This is a genomic window from Photorhabdus noenieputensis (genome assembly GCF_018448935.1).
Taxonomy (GTDB): domain Bacteria; phylum Pseudomonadota; class Gammaproteobacteria; order Enterobacterales; family Enterobacteriaceae; genus Photorhabdus; species Photorhabdus noenieputensis.
Map to the genome: position 1 here is coordinate 13,012 of NZ_RCWC01000045.1, position 26,141 is coordinate 39,152.

Sequence of the window (26,141 nt, forward strand, 5' to 3'; positions counted from 1 at the left end):
GTTAACCTTTGGATTTCGGCATTTGAGAAACCAGAGAGAGGTTGACGTCGAGCCCCTCTACCTGAAAATGCGGCACCGCATACAACTTGACGCGGAAGAAACCTGGATTGTCGTCAATATCTTCAACAATGACGTGCGCTTCACGCAGCGGATGAGAAGCCTGCAAATCATCGGAAGGATCGGTCATCTCGGTTACCAAGGTGTTGATCCAGTTGTTCAGTTCAATTTCGAGCAGACGCCGATCTTTGGTGGTGCCGATGTTCTCCCGCTGAATCAGTTTCAAATAATGGGAAATACGTGACAGTAGGAAGATATAGGGCAGACGCGCATTGATACGGCTGTTAGCCGTCGCTTCATCGGTGTCATACAACTCCGGTTTTTGCGCCGAGTTAGCGGAAAAGAAGCAGGCATAATCCCGGTTTTTGTAGTAAGAGAGCGGAATGAAGCCCAGATTCGCAAATTCAAATTCGCGGGTTTCTGGAATCATCACTTCTGACGGAATTTTGACCTGATTACCGGTCCCCAAATCGTAGAGATGGATCGGCAAATCGGTCACCGCGCCCCCCGCTTTCGGACCGCGGATCTGAACACACCAGCCATTACTGACAAAGCTCTTGATCATGTTTGCGCCAAAAGCAAAGGCGGCGTTGGCCCATAAATATTTATCGTGATCCGGACCGGTGACCTCTTCAACATAGTTAAAAGTCCGCACCGGTACGGTGTCTGGACCATAGGGCAAACGCCCTAGCACGCGGGGTAAAGTCAAGCCGATATAGCGAGCATCGTCACTGTCGCGGAATGCTTGCCACTTGATGTACTCGGCGCGGTCGAAGTAGTTGCCGATATCTTTAATCGCGGCCACTTCATCCATCGTTTGTTTGCCAAAAAAAGCCGGGCCAACAGCGGCAATGAATGGCATATGCGCCGCCGCCGAGACTTTGGCGATATTACGCAACAGCGCAATATCCTGCGTGCCGGCATCAAATTCATAATTGGCAATCACCGATCCGATAGGTTCACCGCCCGGCGTATCGTATTCTTGGATGTAAGTGTGGTGATAGAAACCGCTCTGAACAATTTCCGGCGCATCGTCAAAATCTTGCCGCAAATCCTCTTTGGTGACGTCCAACACTTCAATCCTGACGTTCTGACGAAAATCAGTGCGATCAACCAAGAATTTCAGTCCACGCCAGGCAGATTCCACCTGCTGAAATTCAGGGTGATGCATAACCACATCCAATTGACGGCTGATTTGCTCATCTAACTCGCGGATATGGTTATCCAATAATGCTTTATCCAGCCGTTTAACCCTTTGCGCCGAGGTTTTCAGCATAGAAAGAAAAACACTGACAGCCGCCGTGACTCGCTCGTCCGCCGTCACATCAGCCAGCGCATCACTGCTCTGAAAGCGTTCAATATCGCTTAACTGCTCCACCGGCTGTAAATTGATTTTCTTAAATAACGATTGATAAACACTGCCTTCGGCGTGAGTCGTTACCGCCGCCGCAGCGGTTTGTTGTTCTTGTACTGTCATTAATCCTATCTCCTGATGTATACCCGTCATCTTTCAAGTTGCCTCTTTGTTGGCTGCACTCACTCACCCCGGTCACATCGTTATCTATGCTCCCGGGGATTCGTTCCCTTGCCGCCGCGATACATCTTGAAATCCATAGGGTATGAATACCGTAATAATTAAATGGTTTTTGGTGCCAATGCGGCCAATTCAGCGCGTAGCTCATCGCTTAACGCTTGATCCTGGAGGATATGTTCCAGCTCCCGGCGAAAGGTGGCGTTGTCGAGCAGGTTGGATCTCAGATCGCGCAATAGATGGCGCATAGAAAGCAAGACCCGCAGTTGCGGGATTTGGCGAGCGATTTGTTCAGGCTCGAAATCTTTTATTTGCCGAAAAATAAGGGCGATATTCTCCTCGCTGCCATCTCCGGCCAAGGTATTTTCGACCGTCAAGTTAATAGCGGGGCTGAATTCAGCCAGTACGCTATCAAAATTGTTTTTGTTGATAGCCACTTTTTTTCTTTCCCCGAGAGGGCGATTCTCCTGCCCGTTGCTGTAATCTCCCATGACCAATAATTTCAGCGGCAGTTCAACTTTTTTCTGCGCACCTCCTGTATGCAAGTCCAATTTGATATTAATACGCGATTTAGGGATCTCGTTTTGAAAACTATGTGTCATAAGTGACTCCTCAACAACAAAATAGAATGAGTGGCATGATGTTCATGCCACAATGCATTTCAGAAACAAAACCGGATTCAGATATTTAAAAGCAGGAACTAACCAAGCGGAAAATAAGAGAAAACCGACAACACCCACCGCGATAGATAAATGGATTTATCAGGCAGGCCATTTTCTGGGTAAGGGGATTTTCTAAACAGATTTATATAAAATCAAGTCATTTTTTATCAAAAAGCATTTTTTGCTTCATTTCCATCAGATATAAGACATCTTAATCAAGAGATTAAACAAACAATATATCAACGAAATCTAAACGGAATTGAATTTATTTTAATAAAAATTGAACTTATTTTAAAAATATTAATCGGCCGGTAAATCATATTATTCCCATAGGTCAAACAAATGATTTAAATATTAAATAATCCTTTATTTTCAATGAATTAAAAAGAAAATCAACAACCAAAATAATTTTCACCCCCACAGCATAACAGGTAAAATATTTAGTAAAACAAGTAAAAGAAGCATGATTATCAGCTTAAGTTAATGCGAATGAGAATAAATTCAGTTACACAGAATAGAATAGTCGATTACGATGAATTAATAAGAACTGCCATTACTGATATTTTCATGGAGCATCTTCTGTTTTAAAGGATAGCAACATGACCATTATTATTTTAAACCTCATAGGATTATAAGTGTGTAAATGACAGAAAATAACTTCCATTATATTCGGCATTGAAGCGTTAAGAGTGTTTAAATTCATTTAAAAGTGTAACAATTGTTTAAAAGTGTAAACATTGTTTACAAATGTAAGCAATGCTGAAAAATAGGATTTCTCCGCTAGCGTCAGGTGTAGAACTTGATAAAAAAATAAGGCACCGAAGTGATTAACATTCGGTGCCCATATTCAGCAAGATTGTCCGGCTATTATAAAAACCTTTAGCCGGGCAAACTGATCTTTAATTATTTTTATTTAAGTATAACTTTTCATCCCGCAATATCACTGGCATTACAGCGCCTCCGCCTCACAATTCATTGCCAACGCCATGCTTAAGGTCTTAGCCAAAACAGTTTTATTTTCACTATCTTCCATCAGGCTAAAATGGTCCCCCGGTACCGAAGTTAACTGTAGCGAAGAGTCAGGAACTATCTGTTCCCAACCTAACGACGGTTCCATCGTTACGGACTGTAGCGCAACATCGGTAACAAACGGGATCTGCGGATAAGATTCCATTGCATAGAATTGATGTAGCGTTATCGCCAGAGCTTTCGGCTGATAATCCTTGACCATTTGGACATAATTTCCCATCTGTAGCCAACGTTTGGCAATTAAGTCAGGGCGCAGATTTGATGGGTATAATTCCAGCTCCTGCGCTGCGGCAATAAATTGCACTAAATTCAGTTCGTCCATTTTCTCATGCAATGCCGCAATCTCTTGAGGATGCTCATCCACTGATTGCCTTGCCAATTCAGCAAGGAACTGAAGTTTAGGTTGATCGACTCGTGTCTTGAAACAGTGAGGAGCCGGTGTATCAATTAGCCCCAAGAAATTAACTGTCTCTCCGGCATGCAACAGTTGCTGAGCAATGGCATAAGCCAGTATACCGCCAGAAGAGTAACCGTATATCCGATACGGGCCTTCTGGTTGCACTGCTTTCATAAAGGTGATCATTTTGCTCGCCAGAACTTCAATGGTTGACACCTGTTCCTCATTGATAGACGGCCAAGGTAGAGCATAAATCGGATAATCCGCCTGAATATGTTGAGCCAGCCCGAAAACATATGAGTAATCATCCATGCCGCTCGGTACGAAGAATAGCGGCGGCTCGGTACCATCCGGTCGTACCGGTATGGCGCTGCTTTGCCACTGAAACAGTTTATCTGAGGTGATCTCCGCCACCAGTTCCGCTAACACCGGGAATTGGAACAGATTATTCAATGAGCAAATTAATCCCCGTTCTGCGGCCAGATTGATCATCCGCATAGCGAGCAGCGAATGTCCCCCCAAGGTAAAGAAGTTGTCATGTCGGCCAATCCGCTCAACCCCCAGTAATTCACGCCAGATAGCCGCCAAGATGCTCTCCGTTTCTCCTTGCGGTGCCTCATAGATCTGACGAGCAAACGCGCTCTGATCAGGCGCTGGCAATGCCCGGTGATCCAGTTTGCCGTTCGGCGTCAACGGAAAGGCGTCCAGACGTACAAAGGCTGACGGCACCATATAGTCAGGCAATATAGCTCTTAAATGACGATGTAATTGGCTTGCCAACTCGTTATTCTCTGGTGCTGCCACATAAGCCACCAGACGTTTATCCTGACCATTACCTAACGCCAATACAATCGCCTCACGCACATCAGGATATTCCGTCAACCGCGCTTCGACTTCACCCGGTTCAATGCGGAAGCCGCGGATTTTAATCTGCTGATCGTTACGCCCCACAAACACCAGATTGCCATCCGGCAGGTAGCGGGCTAAATCTCCGGTGCGGTACATGCGAGCATCCGGTTGATCACTAAACGGATCTACCAGAAAGCGTTCAGCCGTCAAATCAGGACGGTTGAGATAGCCACGGGCGACACCAGCACCACCAATGTACAATTCTCCCACTGCCCCAAATGGCACTGACTGGCCGTGATTATCCAAGAGGTAGATACGTGTATTCGCTGTCGGATGCCCGATAGGGATCAGCACATCCGTATAGTCTGACGGGCAACGCCAACAGGTTGCACAGACGGTGATTTCTGTCGGGCCATAAGCATTAAACAGCGTTGCCCGACCACGTAGTGCCTGCAACAGCGCTGCACCGGGTGCTTCTCCACCCAGTATTAAAGTGGGTTTTATCGTTATCGCCGGTAAATCAGCTCCATCCCGTAGCAGAGCCGGAGTTAAACAGGCGTGTGTTACCCGCCGTTGTTCCAGATAACGCCAAAGGCGCAGCGGGTCCTGACGAACCGTATCAACCGGAATGTCCAGAGTCGCTCCCCCACACAGCGCCATCATGATTTCCCAGACACTGGCATCGAAACCAAATGAGGCAAATTGCAACAGCCGACTATCCGCGCGAATGTCAAATTGAGTGATTTTATCTCTAATCAAATTGACCAAGCCACAGTGCTCCACCATTACCCCTTTCGGTGTGCCGGTGGAACCGGATGTGTAAATCACATAGGCCAGATGTCGTGAGGTTAACGCCGGGACGTGTGGATTGCTATCCGGCTGATCAGGCAGGATCGTGGGATCAAGCACCGTTAATGCAGCAAGTGCCTGTTCGCCTAGCGCGGTACGGCCCGCATTATCCACCAGTACCACTGATGGTGCCGCATCCGTAAGCATATAAGCCAACCGATCACCCGGATAAGATGGATCTAAAGGAACATAAGCGCCACCCGCTTTCAGTACCGCCAGCAACGCGACCACTCTTGACGGTGAACGGGTGATGCAAATCGCCACCCGTTGATCAGGCTCCACGCCGAGTTCAATTAACTGATGAGCCAATCGGTTAGCACACGCATTCAATTCTGCATAGCTGAAAGTCTGCTCTTCATATACCAGTGCCGTAGCCGCAGGATTGTTCGCCACTTGTTGTTCAAACAGGTGATGAATGCACAGCGGGTCGGAATAGGCCGTTTGCGGGCCATTACCGATTTTCAGTAGCAGTTTCCTTTCTACTGCCGGTAAAACTTCCAACTGCCGAACCGGCGTTTCTGGAGCGTGTTCAAGCGCTGCCGCCAGACTTTCCAGCGCCTGTTGCATATAACCACACACCCGCTCGGCATCAAACGGCTGGACGATTTGCGCTGTCAGCCCCAGTGCATCACCAAAATCTTCCACCGATAGCGTAAACGGATAGTTAGTCCGCTCCTGCGCACCGAGGAATTCGACGCCGCTCATGATTTCATTCGACGTCGCCGACGATGCATTGTGTCGATAGTTCAGCAAGGTACTAAACAGCGGCGTTCCACCTTGTACGCCACTACAACGTTGAGCCAGCGCCAGCGAGGCATATTCGTGTTCCAATAATCCCGCCAGCCGGTTATGTGCTACCTGTACGCTGTCTCGCACCGAGGTATCATTCATATTCAGGCATAGCGGCAAGGTATTGATGAACAGCCCCATGCCATTTTCAGCCCCTTCACCCGCTGCCATACGTCCAAATAACACGGTGCCAAATACCACCTGCCGCTGTCCACTGGTACGCGACAACACCTGTGCCCAAGCCAAATGGCACAGCGCCGCCAGACTGACACCCAACCGCCGCGCCTGACCACGTAAACTGTCATTTAACTCAGGGGTCAACATCCGGTGCGATTCGACCATCTGCGAACCATCATGGCGAACCTCCGTCAACCCAAACGGTAACGTTGGTTCAGTCACCTCAGCCAACATTTCAGTAAAGAAACGGGTATGTTCTGCCTGACTCATCCCTAACCGGGACTGGGCCACCAGATTACGGAAGGGTGCCGGAGCAGGCAAGCTGCTCTCCTGACCGTCAAGGTATGCCTGAACTTCGTGACTCATCACATCCAGCGCGGTATGGTCGCCAATCAAATGATGCATCAGTTGCAAAACAATCCAGCGACCATCACTCTCCTGTGCCACTACAAAGCGCAACAGCGGTGCCTGTCCCAAATCAAGGCGATATTGGCGTGGGTTAAAACGTTGCGTTAATTGGTCGCTAATCGGCCCATCCGCCGGATCTAATGTCAATTCCGTCACCGATAACCGCACCTGGCGGTAAACAACCTGTGCTGGCACGGATAATCCTTGCCAGATAAAGGCTGTTCGCAGGATGTCATGACGATTAATCACCTGTTGAACCGCCACCAGATAACGATCTAACAGCTTCCGATCAGCAAAGGCCATTTGACCAGCCAACAGATAAGGATCGCCTTCATTTGCCAGCAAATGGTGGAATAAGATCCCATCCTGTAACGGCGATAAGGCATAGATATCCTGAATATTAGCTATCCCGCCCGGTACCTGTTCGACAATGTGATCAATTTCAGACTGAGTGAGATCAATCAGCGGTAACATCGCCGGTGTCAACACGGTGGTAGCCGGTGTAATGACGTTGACCGGCACTTTTTCGACCTGATTCAACGTCAATGTTTGCGCTAGTTCAGACAGTACCGGGGATTGGAACAGATCACGCACTGCCAGCGTTAACCCCAAGTTACGCAGACGTTCAACCATGCGTACCGCGAGTAATGAATGCCCACCCAAAGCAAAGAAGCTGTCGTATCGACCAATCTGTTCAATGCCCAATAATTCACGCCAGATAGCCGCCAGTACGGTTTCGGTTTCTCCCTGTGGCGCGGCGTAAATCTGACGGGCAAAGGCTTCCTCCCCCGGCGCAGGTAACGCCCGACGATCCAACTTGCCGTTAGGCGTCAACGGAAAAGCCTCCAGACGCACAAAGGCCGCCGGTACCATGTAATCAGGTAACAACCCGCTCAGGTGTTCACGCAGGTGGTTAACCAATCCGTCATCCTCTGCCGCCGCCACGTAGGCAACCAGCCGTTTGTCCTGACCATCACCCAAAGCCAGTACCAGCGCTTCACGAACTGCGGGGTGTTCTGTCAATCGAGTTTCAATTTCCCCCGGTTCAATGCGGAAACCACGGATCTTAATCTGTTGGTCATTACGGCCAACAAATACCAGATTGCCATCCGGTAAGTAGCGAGCCAAATCCCCGGTTCGATACATTCGGGCATCAGCAATTTCACTAAATGGGTCTGTAAGGAAACGCTCGTCAGTCAATTCAGAGCGATTGAGATAGCCACGCGCCACACCCGCACCACCAATATAGAGTTCACCCACGGCCCCTAACGGCACAAGTTGACCAAGGGCATCCAACAGATAGATACAAGTGTTGGCTGTTGGGCGTCCAATAGGAATGAGTTCATCCCCACAATTTGAATAACTTGAATAGTTTGATGGACAACGCCAGCTAGTGGCACAAACGGTGATTTCTGTCGGGCCATAAGCATTGAATACCGTTGCCTTGCCGCACAGCGCCTTAAGTAATGCCGCACTGGGCGCTTCACCCCCCAGTATTAATGTTGGTTTTATCGTTATCGCAGGCAAATCAGCTCCATCCCGCAACAGAGCCGGTGTCAGGCAGGCGTGCGTTACCGCGTGCGCTTCCAGATAATGCCAGAGAAGATTGGGGTCCTGACGAATAGTGTCAACAGGAATATCCAAAGTAGCGCCACTACACAGCGCCATCATGGTTTCCCAGACACTCGCATCAAAGCCAAATGAGGCAAACTGCAACATCCGGCTAGCGGGGAAAATGTCGAATCGGGCGATCTTATCTTGGATAAGGTTGACCAACCCATGATGTTCCACCATTACCCCTTTCGGTGTGCCGGTCGAACCAGAGGTGTAAATCACATACGCCAGATGACGGGCGGTCAATGTAGGCAATTGTGGGTTGCTATCCGGTTGATCAGGTAATGAATTCGGATCAAGGAGAGTCTGCCCGGCAAGCATTTGCTCACCTAATGCTGAACGTCCAACACTATCAGCTAATAAAATAATCGGTTCAGCATCAGTCAAAATATGGGCCAGACGTTCACCCGGATAGGCAGGGTCCAATGGTACGTAAGCACCTCCCGCTTTTAACACCGCCAACAGTGCCACTATCCGCGCCGGTGAGCTTGCTACGCAAATCGCCACCCGTTGGTCCGGCGCTACACCCAGTGCAATAAGTTGATGCGCCAACCGGTTAGCATCAGTATTCAATTCCGCATAACTGAGGGACCGCTCTTCACACTCCAACGCCGTGGCATCCGGGGTTTTCTCCACCTGCTGTTCAAACAGTTGATGAATGCACAACCGCTCAGGATATGCGGTTTCAGTGGCGTTCCAGGTTTTTAATAACAATGTGCGTTCGGTTGTCGGCAGAATATCTAATTGCTGTACCGGCATGTCGGGCGTCCGCTCAAGGGAATCCACCAAACTTGCCAACGCCTGTTGCATATAGCCACATATCCGTTCTGGATCGAATGGTTGCACTACTTGAGCTGTCAGCCCTAAATCGGCCCCCCCATCCTCTACCGACAAGACAAACGGGTAGTTGGTCCGCTCCTGTGCGCCAAGGAATTCGATACCGCTCATAATTTCATCCGGTGTGACCGGCCGGGTGTTATGTCGATAGTTCAACAGCGCATTAAAAAGCGGCGTTCCACTGGCTACGCCACTGCAACGTTGCGCCAGCGCCAGTGAAGCATGTTCATGTTCCAACAATCCCGCCAGTCGGCTATGTGCTGTGCGTACACTGTCCCGCACCGGGGTATTATCGATATCCAACCGTAACGGCAAAGTGTTAATAAATAGCCCCATGCCACTATCAAATCCTTCACCCGCTTGCATACGTCCAAACAATACGGTGCCAAACACCACTTGTTGCCGACCACTGGTACGCGACAATACCTGCGCCCAAGCCAAATGACACAGCGCCGCCACACTGACGCCCAACCGCCGCGCCTGACCACGTAAGCGATCGTTCAATTCCGCTGTCAGCATCCGGTGAGATTCCGTCACCTGTGAACCATCATGATGTGCTTCCGCCAACCCAAACGGCAGCGTTGGCTCATCCACCTCAGCCAGCATGTCAGTAAAGAAGTGAGTATGTTCTGCCTGACTGACTCCCTGCCGAGCCTGTGCCACTAAATGGCGGAACGGGACCGGCGCAGGCAGACTATCTATTTGCCCCAAGAGGCAAGCCTGTACTTCGTTGTTCATCACCTCTAACGTGGTGTGGTCGCCAATTAGGTGGTGCAACAATTGCAATACAATCCAACGGCCATCACTCTCCTGTGCCACAACGAAACGTAACAACGGTGCCTGATTCAGGTCAATACGATGTCGGCGCGGGTCAAAGCGTTGAGCTAGCTGGTCACTGATCGGCCCATTAGCCGGATCGAGCATCAATTCCGTCACTGACAAAGGTGCCTGACGGCAAACCACCTGAGCCGGTACAGATAATCCTCCCCAGATAAAGGCAGTACGCAAGATATCATGGCGGTTAACCACTTGTTGAACCGCAGCCAGATAACGGTCTAGTAAAGGCCGATCAGCAAAAGCCTGTTGAGTGATCAGCAAATAGGGATCACCTTCATTTGCCAACAAATGGTGGAACAAAATACCATCCTGCAACGGTGACAGCGCATAGATATCCTGAATATTGGCAATCCCACCCGGTACTTGCTCAACAATGCGGTCAATTTCAGCTTGTGTCAGATCAATCAGCGGCAACATTGCTGGCGTCAGCACCGTCGTATCCACTGTAATACGGTTATCAGGCACGCTAATTTCGCGATGTTGCGCCAAGGATTGAGCCAATACACTTAATGTCGGATGCTGAAATAGCGTTTGCACCGATAAGCCCAAACCTATACGCCGTAAAAGTTCGATCATCCTGACAGCCAACAGCGAGTGACCACCCAAGGCAAAGAAACTGTCATGTCGGCCAATCTGCTCAACATTCAGTAACTCGCGCCAGATAGTGGCTAATGCTATCTCAATTTCCCCTTGTGGCGCTTGGTAAGCCTGGCGAGCAAAGGCGGCCTCCCCCGGTGCGGGCAGCGACCGACGATCCAGTTTACCGTTAGGGGTCAGCGGAAAGGCATCCAAACACACAAAAGCCGCCGGTATCATATAGTCAGGCAAAATATCACTCAGGTACTCACGCAGTCTGGTCGCCAGTTCGTTATCCGCTGGTGCCACCACATAAGCCACCAGACGTTTATCCAGTCCGTCACCCAACGCCAATACCAGCGCTTCACTTACCTCAGAGTGTTCAATTAGCCGTGCTTCAATTTCTCCCGACTCAATGCGGAAACCACGGATTTTAACCTGTTGGTCATTACGGCCGACAAACACCAAATTACCGTCCGGCAAATAGCGGGCCAAATCTCCGGTACGGTACATTCGGGCATCCGCTTCATCACTGAACGGATCATTCAGGAAACGTTCAGCCGTCAATTCAGGACGATTGAGGTAACCACGCGCTACCCCAACACCACCAATATACAATTCTCCCACTGTGCCCAATGGAACTGGCTGGCGGTGTTCATCCAGCAGATAGAGACGTTTGTTGGCAGCCGGGCTACCGATGGGGATGACTCCTCCGGTATAATCGGCCGGGCAATCCCAAGTGGTCGCACACACGGTGGTTTCCGTCGGTCCATAAGCGTTAAACAAATCGGCCCGGCTGCACAGTGCCTGAAATAACGCGGCACTCGGCGCTTCTCCTGCAAATATTAAGGTTGGTTTTACCGCTATCGTCGGTAAATCGGCACCGTCATGAAACATAGCCGGCGTCAAACAGGCATGGGTCACCGCCTGTTCTTCCAAGTAATGCCAGAGACGCTGTGGATCTTGTCGCACTGTTTCGGTAGGAATAACCAGCATGGCCCCACAATTCAGCGCTATCATGATTTCCCAGATACTGGCATCGAAACCAAATGAAGCAAACTGCAACATTCGGCTGGTGGCACAAAAATCAAACTGGGTAATTTGTGTCAGTGTCAAATTAACTACACTACGATGTTCAATCATCACGCCTTTTGGTCTGCCGGTTGAACCGGAGGTGTAAATCACATAGGCCAGATGCTGTGAGGTCAGTCCAGAGACTTGCGGGTTACTATCCGGCTGCTCCGACAAGGTATTCGGATCGAGCACCGTCAGCGTCGCCAGAATGTCTTCACTTAATGCTGCCCGCCCGACATTATCCGCCATCAAAATAACCGGTGTCGCATCAGTGAGCATATAAGCCAGACGTTCACCGGGATAGGCTGGATCTAACGGCACATAGGCCCCGCCTGCTTTCAACACCGCCAACAACCCGATTATCCTCGCGAGTGAGCGTGTCACACAAATCGCCACCCGCTGATCCGGCGCTACGCCTAAAGCGATAAGCTGATGGGCTAACCGATTGGCGCGGATATTGAGTTCCGCGTAGCTGAGCGTCTGGTTTTCATAGATTACTGCTATGGCGTCCGGGGTCTTCTCTGCCTGTTGTTCAAACAACTGATGCACACATAACTGAGTAGGATATGGCTCTTTGGTCGCATTCAAATTCTCCAGCAATAACTCGCGTTCAGCGGATGACAAAATGTCGATAGCCGTGACAAGTTGTTGAGGCTGGTTCACTATTGCCCGCAATATAGCCTGCAAATAACCCACCTGTCTTTCAATGGTTTCATGGTCGAACAGGGCAGAAGAGTAGTTCAGCTCTCCAACAATTTCTCCCGCCTTCTCCGTTAATTCCAGTTGCAGATCGAATTTCGCTATATCATATCCCAGCTCGAATGGTGTTACCGTCAAGTCCGGTAATTGCCATTCCTCTGTTTCACTCTCTTGCCAGGCAAACATCACCTGGAACAGTGGTGTATGCTCCGGTCTGCGCGGCGGTTGCACAATTTCCACTACCTGCTCGAAAGGCAGATCTTGATGCTCCTGCGCTCCTAGTGTCGTCTGCCGTACACGCCGCAGCAGTGTGACCACATCCGGCATGCCAGATAAATCGATACGCAACGCCAATGTGTTAACAAAGAAACCAAGCAGTGGTTCAATTTCCCGCAAATTACGGTTAGCGCTTGGTATACCAATGACGACATCATCCTGCCCGGACAAGCGTGATAGCAATGCAGCCCAAGCGGTTAACAGCGTCATAAACAGTGTGGTACCGTGCTGTTGCCCCAAATGTTTTAGGGCCTGTACCAACGGAGCATCAATGTGCACCGCTACCCGGCCACCGGTAAATGATTGTTGGAAGGGGCGAGGTCTGTCTATCGGCAACTCAAGCAAGACCGGGGCGTCTGCCAGTGTACGGTGCCAGTAATCACTCTGTGCCTGTACTCCTTCACCAGAAAATACCTGCCGCTGCCAGGCTGCATAATCAGGATATTGAATGGTCAATCGCGGCAACGGATCTGGCTGTTGATTTAGACCAGCAGCGTAAAGTGCAACCAGTTCTGATTCAAATATCTTTAAAGACCAAGCATCGGAGATAATATGATGCTGAGTCAGTAAGAATATATGCTCTTCATCGGCCAGTTGGATCAATGCGCAACGAATGAGGGGGCCACGAGCAAGATCAAACGGCGTTTTGGCTTCCTGTACACACAAGCGCTTAAATTGTTCGTCCACGTTAGATGCTTTACGCAAATCGTATTTTTTCACCGGTAGACCAAATTCCGCCGGTAACAGTTCAACCTGAGGCTGACCATCAACGGTGATAAAAACAGAACGAAGCGCCTCGTGGCGAGCAAACAGGCGATTCAGGGCTTGCTGCCAGGCAGAAAGGTTTAGTCGGCCACGTAAACGCAGGGCTGTCGGAACATGGTAGGTATCACTCACCCCCTCAAATTGCGCCAGAAACCACAGACGCTGTTGACCAAACGATAAGGGCAAGACACTATCACGAGATATTGGCCTAATTGCAGGCAATTTATCATTGGCCGCATGACGTTGTGCGCAGATCTTCTCGGTAAACGCAGACAGTGACGGAAACATAAACAACGTAGCCAACGGCAGATCGACACCGAAAACCGCTATGCGGTTCATCATCCGCACCGCCAACAGGGAATGTCCGCCCAAGGCAAAGAAATTGTCATGTCGGCCGATCTGCTCAACGCCGAGCAATTCACGCCAGATAGCCGCCACTGCAATTTCCATTTCCCCTTGTGGCGCGACATAAATTTGATGGGCAAAGGCATCCTCCCCCGGAGCCGGTAATGCCCGATGATCCAACTTACCATTTGGCGTCAACGGGAAGGCGGCCAGACGCACAAAGGCCGCGGGCACCATATAATCAGGCAACATAGCACTCAAATGGGTGTGCAAACTGGCCGCCAGTCCGCTATCCGCTTCGGCTACAACATAGGCAATTAAACGCTTATCCGGTCCATCCCCCAAAACCACTACCCGCGCTTCGCGCACCATAGGGTGTTCTGCCAATCGAGCTTCAATTTCCCCCGGCTCAATGCGGAAACCACGGATTTTAATCTGCTGGTCGCTACGGCCAACAAACACCAGATTGCCATCCGGCAAGTAGCGCACCAAATCCCCGGTCCGGTACATCCGGGCATCGGCAGCATCACTAAATGGATCAGCCAGAAAGCGCTCGTCAGTCAGATCAGGACGATTGAGATAGCCACGAGCAACACCATCGCCACCAATATAGAGTTCCCCTACCGCGCCCAATGGGACTGGCTGGCCGTGGTTATCCAGTAGGTAAAGACGAGTATTCGCCGTCGGACGCCCAATAGGAACCAACACATCAGTATAGTGTGACGGACAACGCCAATTGGTGGCACAGACGGTAATTTCTGTCGGCCCATAGGCATTAAATAGAGTCGCCTGATGACTTAGTGCCCGTAGTAGCACAGGGCTAGGAGCTTCACCGCCCAATATCAAGGTCGGTTTTATTGTTATCGTTGGCAAATCAGCCCCTTCTCGCAACAAAGCCGGGGTCAAGCAGGCATGTGTCACTGATTGCTCTTCCAGGTAATGCCAGAGGCGACGCGGGTCTTGACGAACGGTTTCGGCCGGAATAACCAGACAGGCTCCACTACCTAATGCCATCATGATTTCCCAGACACCGGCATCAAAGCCAAATGAAGCAAACTGTAACATCCGGCTAACAGGGCGAATGTCGAATTGGCTGATTTTATCCCGGATAAGATTGACCAACCCACGATGTTCAATCATCACCCCTTTTGGCGTCCCGGTCGATCCAGAAGTATAAATCACGTAGGCCAGATGGCGTGAGGTCAATGCAGGAACCTGCGGATTGCCGTCCGGCTGGTCAGGTAAGATATTCGGGTCTAGTACCGTCAGCTCCGCAAGCGTTTGCTCACCCAATGCAGCCCGCCCGGTACTATCCACCAACACGATTGTCTTCAACCCCGCCGGGGCTGCATCGGTCAGGATATGCAACAGTCGTTCTCCCGGATAAGCCGGGTCCAACGGCACATAAGCTCCGCCCGCTTTCAGCACCGCCAGCACCGCTATTACCCGCGCCGGTGAACTTGTCATGCAGATCGCCACTCGTTGATCTGGCACGATACCCAAGGCAAGCAGTTGATGGGCAAGCCGGTTAGCGTCAGCATTCAGTTGTCCATAGCTGAGCGTCTGATTTTCATACACCAGCGCCGCAGCCTCTGGGGTTTTCTCCGCTTGTTGTTCAATCAACTGATGGATACAGAGTTGTTCAGGATAAGGGGTTTCTGTCGCGTTCCAGTTTTCCAGCAATAATGTACGTTCCGATGCAGGCAAAACGTTTAGCTCCCGTACCGGCGTTTCCGGTGCCAGTTCAAGGGCATCCACCAGACTTTCCAACGCCTGTTGCATATAGCCGCATACCCGTTCTGAATCAAACGGTTGTACCACCTGAGCAGTCAGCCCCAGTGTGGTGCCGCCATCCTCCACTGACAAGACAAACGGGTAGTTGGTCCGTTCCTGTTCACCCAGAAATTCGATGCCCGGCATTGCCTCATGCGGGATCATCGGTTGCTCATTATGCCGGTAGTTTAATAAGGCACTAAAAAGCGGCGTGCCTCCCTGTACCCCGCTGCAACGTTGAGCCAACGCCAGTGAAGCATGCTCATAATCCAGCAATCCGGCTAATCGGGTATGCGCCACCCTAACGCTATCCTGAACCGGGGTATCATCGATATCCAACCGCAGTGGTAAGGTATTGATAAACAGCCCCATGCCATTGTCAGCCCCTTCCCCCGCCGCCATGCGTCCAAACAGCACGGTGCCAAACACCACTTTCTCTTGTCCGCTGGTACGCGACAACACCTGCGCCCAAGCCTGATGACACAGGGTTGCCAGACTGACGCCCAGACGTCTTGCCTGCGCACGCAGACGATCATTCAGCGTGGGAGACAGCATCCGGTGCGCCTGTGCGACCTGAGAACCATCACGATGTACCTCAGTCAGCCCAAACGGTAACGTCGGTTCATCCACTTCTGCCAACATGTCGGTAAAAAATCGGTGAGGTTCTGTCTGGTCAACCCCTTGCCGAGCCTGAGCCACCAGATTGCGGAACGGTACCGGCACCGATAGGTTATCGTCCTGTCCGTCAAGATAGGCCCGCACTTCGCGGTTCATAACTTCCAGCGTAGTATGGTCGCCAATCAGGTGATGCTGTAATTGCAGTACGTACCAACGACCATCCGTTTGCTGTGCTATCACAAAGCGTAACAACGGGGCCTGACTGAGATCAAAACGGTGTTGCCGCGGATCAAAACGTTGCGCCAGTTGGTCACTGACCGGCCCATCAGCCGGGTTTAACGTCAGTTCAGTCACTGACAACAGGGCCTGACGCCAAACCACCTGCGCCGGGATGGATAATCCTTGCCAGATAAAAGCGGTACGCAAAATATCATGGCGGTCAACCACCTGTTGTACCGCAAATAAATAGCGGTCTAACAAACCACGGTCAGCAAAGATCATTGGATAGGCTAGCAAGTAAGGATCACCCTCTTTCGCCAGCAGGTGGTGAAATAAGATACCGTCCTGCAACGGTGACAGCGCATAAATATCTTGAATATTGACCCCCCCTCCCGGTACCTGCTCGACGATGTGATCAATGTCAGGCTGAGTCAAATCAATCAGCGGCAACATCGCTGGCGTCAATTCAGTGGTCGTCGGGGTAATGACATTCGGCGGCACTGCCACAATCTGATGCTGCCCCAATGTTTGGGCCAACTCCGCCAGTATTGGTGATTGAAACAGGTCACGGGCAGATAACGTCAGTCCTAAATGGCGTAGCTGTTCAATCATGCGTATGCCGAGTAGTGAATGGCCGCCCAGTGCAAAGAAGCTGTCATGCCGACTTATCTGTTCAATACCCAGTAACTCGCGCCAAATAGTAACCAATGCAATTTCCCGTTCCCCTTGCGGTGCGGCATAAACCTGACGGGCAAAGGCGTCTTCCCCCGGTGTCGGCAATGCCCGGCGATCCAATTTGCCATTAGGCGTTAACGGGAATTCATCCAGACGCACAAAGGCCACCGGCACCATATAATCAGGCAACCGCGCACTTAAATGTTCACGCAAGTGAGTTGGCAATTCGTTATCCGATTCTGCCAGCACATAAGCGACTAATTGCTTGTTCTGCCCTTCACCTAACGCTAATACCACCGCTTCTCGTACTGTCGGATACTCCACCAAGCAGGCTTCAATTTCCCCCGGTTCAATCCGAAAGCCCCGAATTTTCACTTGCTGATCGTTGCGGCCAAGGAATTCTAGATTGCCATCCGGCAGGTAGCGGGCCAAATCCCCGGTCCGGTACATCCGCGCATCTGGGGCATCACTAAATGGATCAACCACAAAGCGTTCAGTGGTCAATTCAGGGCGATTGAGATAACCGCAGGCCACCCCGTCGCCTCCAACATAAATCTCGCCAACCTTTCCCAATGGCACCGGCTGGCCCTGTTCATCCAGTAAGTAAACCCGCGTGTTAGCAATTGGTCGGCCAATAGGAATGTTGGTTGTTCCTGCGGCCAAAGCATCAATCCGGTATGTGGTGGTGAAGGTGGTGCCTTCGGTCGGTCCATAGGCATTCAATAACTGCTGAGGCGGGCTCTTACATAAAACTTGGGCAATCACATGGGGATCAAGGATATCGCCGCCGACAATAAGATTTTTCATCTGTGGAAGGACTGGAGATAACTCCGCAGCCAGCCGGTTAAACAGGCCGACACTTAACCATAAGATATTAATTTGATAACGGTCTAATGCCTGTACAAATTCCTGTGGCGTCAACAAAGTCGTGTGATCAATAACTACCAGCGCCCCACCATTGAGCAAAGGGGCCCAGACTTCAAAGGTGCTGGCATCGAACGCAGGGTTAGCTGCAAAGGCAACCCGATCATTGGGTGCAATTTCAACATAGCTATTATTAATAACTAGTCGGACCACAGCGCGGTGAGGCACGATCACCCCTTTTGGGGTGCCAGTCGAGCCGGAGGTGTACATAATATACGCGGGCGCGGTACTGGAACAAAGTAAATCAGGATTAAAACCTTCTTCCTCCTTGCTCACGTCAGTCTCATCAGAGAGACGAATCAGCGGAACATCCAGATCAGCCGGGATATCCACTTCTGCACCGATGAGCAACAATTTGGCTAAGCAATCGTTTATCAGCCAATCTTTTCTCTCGTTCGGCGCTCCAGGATCAATAGGAACATAAACCGCCCCCGCTTTGAGAATAGCCAATTGAGCTACCACCAACTCGATAGATCGCTCTAACAGGATTGCCACATGGTCATTCGGGCTAATCCCTTGTTTAATCAGTTGATGAGTCAGTCGGTTAGCACGAGCATTCAATTCCGCATAACTCAGGACCTTATCCCCTGCTATTAACGCCGTAGCTGTCGGTTTTTTTTCCACTTGTCGTTCAAACAACTGATGGATACCCAACTGATCAGGATAGACGGTTTCAGTGGCGTTCCAGGTTTCCAATAGCAGTGTACGTTCAGCCTCTGACAACAAATTAAGTTTCTGAACAGATATGTCATCACCGACCTTTTCTGACGGTACTTGTACTAATCCAGCGTCAAAGATAATTTCCTTTTTAGCCATGCTATCTTTCATCTACTTACTACCTCAACGAATCTGTTAGTTATTTGAAAACTGTCATTCTCAACAGTCATCACAAATTGTTTTGCCCTTCTTTCTTTCCTCAAAGAAATAAAAACGGGCATACACCAGGCATCAATTAAGATCCTCAAACAGCACATTCTCTTGGACGCTGGATGTAATAGCCCAGTTGATAACTGCATAATTAACAATTCTGCGACAATTATTTTCCTGATAACGGAATAAACGATTCACACAGTGAACCGGCAAAAGATATTCCATTTTTGTTCCTATCTCTTTAATAAGCGCCTTTGATTTTGTGCAATTTTTTATTGGCTGACGCTGAATTCCATAACTAAATAAAAATGGATTTATACCCGTTATCTTTCAAGTTGCCTCTTTGTTGGCTGCACTCACTCACCCCGGTCACATAGTTATCTATGCTCCCGGGGATTCGCTCCCTTGCCGTCGCGATCCATCTTGAAATCCATTGGGTATATTGAATATATTTACTGGCATGAGTGCTAAATCCCTGCTGTGTTTTGTCCATTTTGAATTAATATCACATGTAAATTATTTCATAAAAAATTAAACAGTTAGCGAGACAAATTAAACCTCCTGTTCCTCAATTAACACCGTATTTATTTTGATAATTCTCTGCAAAATGGACCTACCCATATTCCAGCAGGAAACAGATTGCACCATAAAAACATGATTTATCATTTAGTTATATTGATTAATGTATATTTATACACGTAAAAATTATCAACCTGCCTGATTACATATTATTTTATAATAATCAAATTATACAACTGATGTAAACGTTAATTATATTTAACACCGACATGAAACAATTTCAAATTAAAACTAACTTCCATATATATTGTTTTGTCATAATAAAATAATACGACTGATGTATATATTAATTATGTTTAATATCACCAATAAATAATTTAAATTTAAAAATAAATTATTTTGAGATTATTTTTAAATAAAAAAATCACACAATTTATTACTTATTTAAATGTATTTGACTTATTATATAATAGAAAAATAGTAGATTAGGAACTCCAACCACATGGACAGGAAACAGAGGACAGGAGACAGTAAAATTGTACGCCCAGACGTTCAAAGTGACTAAATGAATAACCGCATCCGGTCAGATGCGGTTGTGTTGTTGTGTTATGAAAGGATGAAATCAGCTTCTGTCAGCGCTTCTCCAACGATTTTCACGCCAAAACCATTTTGGGATAATTCTCCCCCCATATTAATAACGAAATCATTTACATTGTTAACGCTGTCATAGCTGATCACAGCTTCCCCAACGGTACCGGTAAATTCCTCGACAAATTTAATAGTGCCTTTTCCTGCTTCACCCAGATCGAACAATGACAAATCAATCTTGTCTTCACCGGAAATAAAGTCATGAATCCAATCACGCTCAAGGAAAGGTGATTCCTTGGCATTCAAGTAGACAAATGTATCTTTGCCTTCCCCACCCCAAAGATGATCAGCTCCCAGTCCACCGTAAATGATGTCATCACCTGTACCACCCTTCAGAGTATTATTAGCATCATTCCCGATCAGAATGTCATTACCACTGCCGCCAATCGCATTTTCAATTGTGACACCACGGGCGATAGAAATGTTTCCTTTCAAACCACCAACATCCGAGAAAGAAGCTTCATCCAAGTTAATGCGTTGATCCTGAGTAAAACCAGAGAAATCAAAGGTATCATTACCACCCGCATCCCAGGCAGTGAACACGAGTTTGCTCTTTGCATCTTTTGCCGTAAAGAAATCGCGATCAGTGTTGGAATTAAAACCATATACAGTATCATCGGTACGAGTAGTATTATTTGCGCCATACAACGACTGAATAGCAGAAATATCGTTAAGTAATGGCGCAGAAGAATCAATACCTTTAAAGTCCTGTCCGGTATTTTTTTCACTGAAATAACCCATGATGGTATAAGCACCGCTATCTTCAAAATAAGTAGCCTTATTCTTGTAAGTCGGTACTACCTTATCAGACGCATCATAATCAGCCGGATGATCCAACCCCAGTGTATGGCCGATTTCATGAGTAAATGTATGGCGACCATAACCATTCACTCCAATATCGTTCTTTAAGAAAGTACTGCTTTCCGCGTCATACCAAGTTCCGACTTGTTTCAAACCTGGATTCGGCATCTCAGCAAACGCATAATCCCCTGTTAAACTAAAATCAAAGAAACCAAAAGTGACATTCGCCTTACTCGCATCAGAGGTTTCCGTGAATTTAATATTTGCGACATCAGTCCAAGATTGAATTGACAGTTTTGCAGCCGCTTTTTGCTGTTCATTAAATGCCGAAAATCCATAAATACTCCACGGCATGTCATCCGGCTCACTCTCCAAGAAATTATACGTTAATTGGAAAGTTTCAGATTTGTCATTACTCTGATGCCCCCAACGGTAATCACTTCGGATTAACTCTTTCGCCGCATCTTTACTTGGCTCATGCCCAACGACAATATTAGGATCTTTACCTGGAATATAAGCCTGTAGCCAAGTCAATACCTCATTTGCCTTTGCTGAACCACTAACTTCTTCCAAATATGAAATTTTCCTCTTTAAAGACATATATTTCTCCATAAGTTCAAAGCTTAGATATAAAAAACTTTCTATTTAATTAAACACCTGTCAATAAAACCTAGAAGTGATGGGCTATCCCGGCCACGCAATTTAAAACCCCTGTCCATAAAAGTAACACTAAAGTTAATTACGTAAAAAACAATTAACATATTTTTTTAATATAAACATGATAAAAGTAGCATAAAACAAATAAACAATTGTTTTATATAACATAGCCGTTTAAGACAAAAAATATTGCTAATTTTTATCAGTATTTTCTTTTAAAATTATTACCAATTTAATTATCCATATAGTAAACTTAAAAAATTTTATAAAGTCATTATTAATAATTTTATTAAGTAACTATTAAAACAAGCCCAAAAAATAAGGGCAATATGTATTACCAGATAATACTTTATCTATTATATAAAGTTTCTCTCTGAGAGAATTAAATTGGATTGCTATGAAAAAATGGCAGTATCAATTACAAATGATTTCATTCATTTAAAAAATAAGAGTTAATATATAATGGAAGAATTTAATCATTTACAGATTATTATGAGCTGAATTTGTTTTTTCGTCATTATCTTTGGCATTAAATTTTGCTATTATTTTCTCGGTTTTTTAATTTATTAATTTAAATCTCCGATTTAATATCATCCTATTATATATAAAATAAAACTGGATTATAATCATCACTTTCTGATTTTTAGTTTATTCATTATAGTTAAAGGATAGCCTATTGATGAATAGACTATCCCAGTTTTTTAGCTAAGATTACTATTTATAGTTTATATCTTTTAAGCTACAGTACACTAACTTCTGATAACAAGTTAAAAGGGGGGTAGGAAAATTGGGTAAATCTGTAAAAAACAAGAGTGCTATTGGACACCTTAGCCCTGAATTGAATGAGGGCAGAAAAACTCAATATATTCGTTTGTTACTGGAAACTGCAAGACAAGTTGCCAAAACGCATGGTGGATTTTCCTTTATTGCCAAAAAGACTGGCTTATCTAGAGAATCTCTCTACAGAGCACTCTCAGCAACTGGGAATCCAACTATAAGAACTCTGTGTTCATCATTAAATGCAATTGGAATGCGGCTTGAGATTACCCCTATTAAACCAACAGAGGAATTTATAGATAAATGAAGTATGCTTATGAAGATTTGAGTGACGACCAATTTGAGCAACTGATCGTTTTTTTATGCCAAGAACTACATGGGATTGCTGTACAAGGCTTCTCGAAAGGCCCTGATGGAGGCAGAGATGCCAAATTTGTAGGTACCAGCGCTCTTTATCCCAGCACATCTGCACCTTGGAGTGGCACCATCATTATCCAAGCAAAACATACTAACGGATACAACAAGCTCTTTTCGGAGCCTGACTTCTACAGCCCTGATGGCGACTCAAGTGTTTTAAGTAAAGAAATTATCAGGATTAAAAAATTACGAAGTGCGAAACAATTAGATTACTACATGTTGTTTTCTAACAGGCGGCTGGCAGGTAATGCAGAAAGTGAGATAAGATCTTATTTAGCAAAAGAGTGCGATATGCCCGAATCCTCTATTTGCCTTTGCGGTATAGAATCATTAGAAACATGGCTTAAATCTTTTCCGAAGGTTGCTGGGAGAGCTGCTCTCGATCCGGTGGATTCCCCTTTAATCGTAAGCCCCGACGATCTTTCTGATGTTGTATACGCTTTAGCAGCTCAACAAAAGAAAGGCTTATCTACGAAAGACGATCCACCAACTCCCAGGATACCCTATAGTCAGAAAAACCAAATTAACAACATGAGCAGCGAATATGCTGAAATACTAAGAAGGAGATATTTGAAAGAGACAGCTCAGATTAAAGCTTTTCTGGCTGCACCGGAAAATGCAGAAATTATGCAGCTCTATGAAAATGTAGTTGAGGAGTTTCAACTTAAAATAATTGCCAAAAGAAAGGAATATCAAAACTTTGATAGTGTAATGAATTATCTTTTTGATCTTCTTTTTGGAAGGGACCCTGTTCTAAAAAAGCATAGACGACTGACTAAAATAATGCTTTTTTACATGTATTGGAATTGCGACATCGGTAGTGAAGAAGAATATGCTGCGACCAACTAAACATTCCCATCCAGACAGGACAGTAATCAATGTCGCTTTGATTATTATTTCACGTCTTAAGGGATTGAGAATCGAGAATTATAGCGACCTGCTGAGCTATACAAAAAAAGCAGTTTCCGGTGGTGATGTATTGTTTCTCCCAGCTCTAAACTTTTTATTTATTATGGGTATCATTGAATATCGTCCTAAAACTGATGCCATTGAATATGTAGCTAATAACAATGAAACTGTCTAAGATTTATTCAAACAAGCCATCTCTTTTTGAGTCCGTTGCTTTTCACGAAGGGCTTAATGTTATATATGGCGAAATTCGGCTCCCAGAGAACAAAGAAAAAGACACACATAATCTAGGGAAAAGCACATTGGGTCGTGTGATAGACTTCGCACTATTATCTAGGCGAAATACAAACTTTTTCCTATTTAAACACCCTGATATATTTAATCAGTTTGTCTTTTTTCTTGAGATCGAACTAAAAGATTCAAGTTTCTTGACTATCCGTAGAGATGTCGCCCAACCCTCAAAGATATGCTTCAAGAAACATCAAGAAAAAAATCAAGATTACTCTCTTTTGCCTACAGATCAATGGGATCATGCAGATGTTTCCTTTGATAAAGCCAAAGAGCTGCTAGATAGTTTACTTGATCTTAGCGTGATAAAACCTTGGGGCTATCGCAATAGTCTTGGATACCTTATTCGATCTCAGGATGATTATAGCGATGTCTTCCAATTGAGAAAGTTTCGTTCCAAAGATGCATCATGGAAGCCCTATCTCTCCCATATACTCGGGTTTAATGCAGAGCTTATAAAAGAACACTATGAAAAAGAAAAAGCTCTAAAAGAAAAACAGACAACTGAAAACGCGGTAAAGAAAGAGTTGGGGGGATCACTCGAAGACATCAGTAAAGTTGAAGGTTTTTTGCTATTAAAGAAGAAAGATGCGGAGAAGAAACAGGAACTTCTTGATGCGTTTGATTTCCGACAACAAGACAAAGAGAAAACAAAAGTACTTGTTGAAGAGATAGATGAAGAGATCGCAAGTCTTAATCAGGAAAGATATTCGTTAAATCAGAATAGAAAGAAAATCCTAAAATCCTTAGAGGAAGATAAAGTTTTATTCAATACTGAAGAAGCTGAAAAACTTTTCAATGAGGCAGGGGTGCTTTTTAGCGGTCAGATAAAAAAGGATTTCGAACAGCTGTTAGGATTTAATAAAGCTATAACTGAAGAACGATTTGGATATCTGACCGAAGAAAAGTCAGAAATTGAAGCCAGATTGAGCAGTATAAACACTAGACTAAACGAACTAGGAAAGCATCGTTCGAAAAATTTATCATTCTTAAGTGACACAGAGGTTTTTTCCAAATATAAAATTCTCTCAAGAGAACTCGTTTCCTTACGTGCAGATATTGAAACTCTAGAGAGACAAAAGGCACATCTACACAAGTTGCAAGAGCTTAGAACTGAAATTCGATCGCTTTCCGAAGAGTGTAGTCATTTACAATCCAAAATTGAGAATAATGTTGAGTCTCAGAACTCCGATCAAGCTAGCATTTTCTCTCAAATTCGGCTCTATTTTAGTGAAATTGTTGATACTGTCATTAGCCGTAAAGCATTACTCAGTGTATCTCCGAATCGAGAGGGACACTTGCTATTTAAAGCGGAAATTCTTGATGAATCAGGCAACGCAACGAGTGCAGACTTAGGACATACTTATAGAAAACTGCTATGTATCGCTTTTGATTTAGCTGTACTAAGAGTTCATAAAGATGAGAAATTTCCCCATTTTGCCTTTCACGATGGAGTATTCGAGTCTTTGGATAATAGAAAGAAAGAGAATTTATTGGCTATTTTACGTGATTACGTTGAACTAGGTATTCAGTCTGTTATAACACTAATAGATTCAGATCTTCCTACTAGATCTTCTAAAGAGCTGCCGGTGTTTGACAGTACAGAAATCGTTCTTCAACTACATGACGAAGGGGAATCTGGTCGGCTTTTCAAGTTAAAAACCTGGTAGAAGTTATCGAGCTTTACTACCAGATACAGATAAAGCTGCTAGTTGCTTAGAGTGCTAGAAGGGAATCTTTGAACTATCTTTGCTTCACACTTTAAGTTAAACAATTATGCATCAACACAAGAGTTGGTATATATACCCAATGGATTTCAAGATGCATCGCGGCGGCAAGGGAGCGAATCCCGGGAGCATAGCAAACTATGTGACCGGGGTGAGGTGAGTACAGCCAACAAAGAGGCCACTTGAAAGATAACGGGTATAACACACGTTTATCAAGGTCTGAGCCCTGTATTTTACTGAACTCAGACTCTTTAATTTTTACTTGATTCGGTAATGATTTCGGTAATAAATGGGGACTTCAATTCTACCGACAACTATATTATCACTCGCTAAATAGTCACTTATTCATTACCGGAAGAGGGCGTTCAGAATTCTGTGTCACGTTAATTTAGCGGTTACAACGTTATCACATTATCCAAACGCCCTTCAAAGTAAATATAGAGTTGCGACAGCGTTAGATTCCAGCTCTGTATTGGCATTGTCCATTTTTCCTGTGCATTGAGAAGCCCCAGATAAAGCAGTTTCATCAGACTGTTTTCGTTCGGGAA

9 protein-coding genes and 1 pseudogene are annotated in these 26,141 nt (G+C 46.4%); 4 read left to right on the plus strand and 6 right to left on the minus strand.

Annotated features, from left to right (window positions below):
* Position 1 precedes the first annotated feature (1 nt).
* From tssC to prtA, 5 genes are all read right to left on the minus strand, one after another.
* Entirely contained in the window at positions 2-1,534 is a 1,533-nt protein-coding gene (gene tssC, locus EAE91_RS21500) for a type VI secretion system contractile sheath large subunit (RefSeq protein WP_036779188.1), read from the minus strand.
* 158 nt (positions 1,535-1,692) lie between these two features.
* The gene (gene tssB / locus EAE91_RS21505) at positions 1,693-2,190 is read right to left on the minus strand and encodes a type VI secretion system contractile sheath small subunit (RefSeq protein ID WP_036779191.1); all 498 of its coding nucleotides are present in this window, start codon (positions 2,188-2,190) and stop codon (positions 1,693-1,695) included.
* A gap of 1,009 nt (positions 2,191-3,199) precedes the next feature.
* Positions 3,200-18,808 carry a non-ribosomal peptide synthetase gene (locus EAE91_RS21510; RefSeq protein WP_214090266.1) on the minus strand — a complete coding sequence of 5,203 codons (15,609 nt, stop codon included), beginning with the start codon at positions 18,806-18,808 and terminating at the stop codon, positions 3,200-3,202.
* Positions 18,809-18,928: 120 nt separating this feature from the next.
* Positions 18,929-19,075, minus strand: coding sequence for a hypothetical protein (locus tag EAE91_RS21515; RefSeq protein ID WP_160170004.1), 147 nt, complete (start codon positions 19,073-19,075; stop codon positions 18,929-18,931).
* A gap of 900 nt (positions 19,076-19,975) precedes the next feature.
* Positions 19,976-21,418 carry a serralysin gene (prtA, locus tag EAE91_RS21520; RefSeq protein WP_214090267.1) on the minus strand — a complete coding sequence of 481 codons (1,443 nt, stop codon included), beginning with the start codon at positions 21,416-21,418 and terminating at the stop codon, positions 19,976-19,978.
* 844 nt (positions 21,419-22,262) lie between these two features.
* Here prtA and EAE91_RS21525 point away from each other — a divergent pair.
* From EAE91_RS21525 to EAE91_RS21540, 4 genes are read left to right on the plus strand one after another with little or no spacing between them, the layout of a single operon-like run.
* The gene (locus tag EAE91_RS21525; RefSeq protein ID WP_214090268.1) at positions 22,263-22,559 is read left to right on the plus strand and encodes a helix-turn-helix domain-containing transcriptional regulator; all 297 of its coding nucleotides are present in this window, start codon (positions 22,263-22,265) and stop codon (positions 22,557-22,559) included.
* On the plus strand, positions 22,556-23,518 hold the full coding sequence (locus EAE91_RS21530) for an ABC-three component system protein (RefSeq protein WP_214090269.1): 963 nt from the start codon (positions 22,556-22,558) through the stop codon (positions 23,516-23,518). The genes EAE91_RS21525 and EAE91_RS21530 overlap by 4 nt, the downstream gene beginning before the upstream one ends.
* Positions 23,502-23,753 carry an ABC-three component system middle component 8 gene (locus EAE91_RS21535; RefSeq protein ID WP_214090270.1) on the plus strand — a complete coding sequence of 84 codons (252 nt, stop codon included), beginning with the start codon at positions 23,502-23,504 and terminating at the stop codon, positions 23,751-23,753. The genes EAE91_RS21530 and EAE91_RS21535 overlap by 17 nt, the downstream gene beginning before the upstream one ends.
* Positions 23,740-25,536: a DUF2326 domain-containing protein gene (locus EAE91_RS21540; RefSeq protein ID WP_214090271.1), complete on the plus strand. Its 1,797-nt coding sequence runs from the start codon at positions 23,740-23,742 to the stop codon at positions 25,534-25,536. The genes EAE91_RS21535 and EAE91_RS21540 overlap by 14 nt, the downstream gene beginning before the upstream one ends.
* A gap of 452 nt (positions 25,537-25,988) precedes the next feature.
* On the opposite strand, the pseudogene EAE91_RS21545 reads toward EAE91_RS21540, so the two are convergent.
* Positions 25,989-26,141 (minus strand): annotated as a pseudogene (locus EAE91_RS21545) (IS256 family transposase); the annotation flags it as partial.